We start from the raw sequence: 1,263 nt of genomic DNA, 5'->3' as shown, positions 1-1,263 counted from the left end.
GGATTACAACAAGGTGATGCAGAATYCGCTCGTCTGAAATTAGTAGAAGAAAGATTTACTTCTATTGAAAAGACAACAATTCCAGACAAATTATTAGAACTGTTGCCTACAAATCCGTTTCTTGATTTAACAGGTGCTCGTCCAACATCAACAATTTCTGTTGTAATATTTGCAGCATTTATCGGTATTGCCTTTCTCGGTGTAAAAAGAAAGCATCCAGAACAAGCAGAGCTATTTAAGAAGATGCTTGATGCTGTATATGCAATCGTAATGCGTATGGTAACGTTAATTTTACGCCTGACTCCATACGGCGTATTAGCTCTTATGGCAAAGACAGTTGCTGGTAGCGATATAAATGCTATTTTAAAACTTGGTAACTTCGTGTTAGCTTCTTACGTAGCTCTTATCGTAATGTTTATCATTCACTTATTATTAATCGCATTATCTGGTTTAAATCCAATTCAATATTTGAAAAAAGTTTTCCCTGTATTAACATTTGCATTCACATCTCGCTCTAGTGCTGGTGCAATGCCATTAAATATTGAAGCACAAAAAGAAAAACTTGGTATTTCTGAAGGAATCGCTAACTTCGCTGCATCCTTTGGGGTATCTATCGGTCAAAACGGTTGCGCAGGTATTTATCCAGCGATGCTTGCTATGATGGTCGCTCCAACTGTAGGAATTGATCCATTACAACCACAATTCATTTTAACTTTAATCGCTGTCGTTGCTATTAGCTCATTCGGTGTTGCCGGCGTTGGTGGCGGTGCAACATTCGCAGCGTTAATCGTACTATCTACAATGAACTTACCAATCGGCATTGTCGCTCTTGTTATCTCAGTTGAACCATTAATCGATATGGGTCGTACTGCTCTTAACGTAAGTGGTTCTATGACAGCAGGTCTTATTTCTAGTAAATGGCTTGGTGAATTAGATCAGGATACGTACAATCAAGATGCTGTAAAAACTGGTGAGATTGCATCATAATAAAAAGGACGCTAACAATTTACTGTTTGGTCTTATCCCTGTCAAGTAGACAATATTAAAAAGACTAAGCAGCCATCGAGATTCGATATTCTATCGGAGCTCGGTGGTTGAGTCGTTTTTGGAACCGTTTATAGTTATAAAAATAAATATACTCTTCAATTGCTTGTATTAAATCTGCTTCTGTTTTAAAATGATTCAAATACAACATTTCCGATTTAAAATGGGAGAAAAATGACTCAATACAGGCATTATCATGGCAGTTTCCTTTGCGAGAGT

Annotated in this window: 2 protein-coding genes; one reads left to right on the top strand and one right to left on the bottom strand. The window is 37.2% G+C overall.

Translation table 11 applies throughout. The annotated features are described in order from the left end of the window. Positions 1–987: cation:dicarboxylate symporter family transporter (locus tag AC1DTM_RS27105; RefSeq protein WP_477001341.1), on the top strand; the 987-nt coding region annotated here is incomplete at its 5' end. A gap of 64 nt (positions 988–1,051) precedes the next feature. Here the strand turns inward: AC1DTM_RS27105 and AC1DTM_RS27100 are convergent. Further along, the coding region (locus AC1DTM_RS27100; protein WP_477001278.1) for an IS3 family transposase at positions 1,052–1,263 on the bottom strand (212 nt) is incomplete at its 5' end.

This window comes from Bacillus sp. P4_D3, from assembly GCF_056401855.1.
Note: the sequence above shows the minus strand (reverse complement) of the source record. Positions and strands in the feature narration are given on the sequence as shown.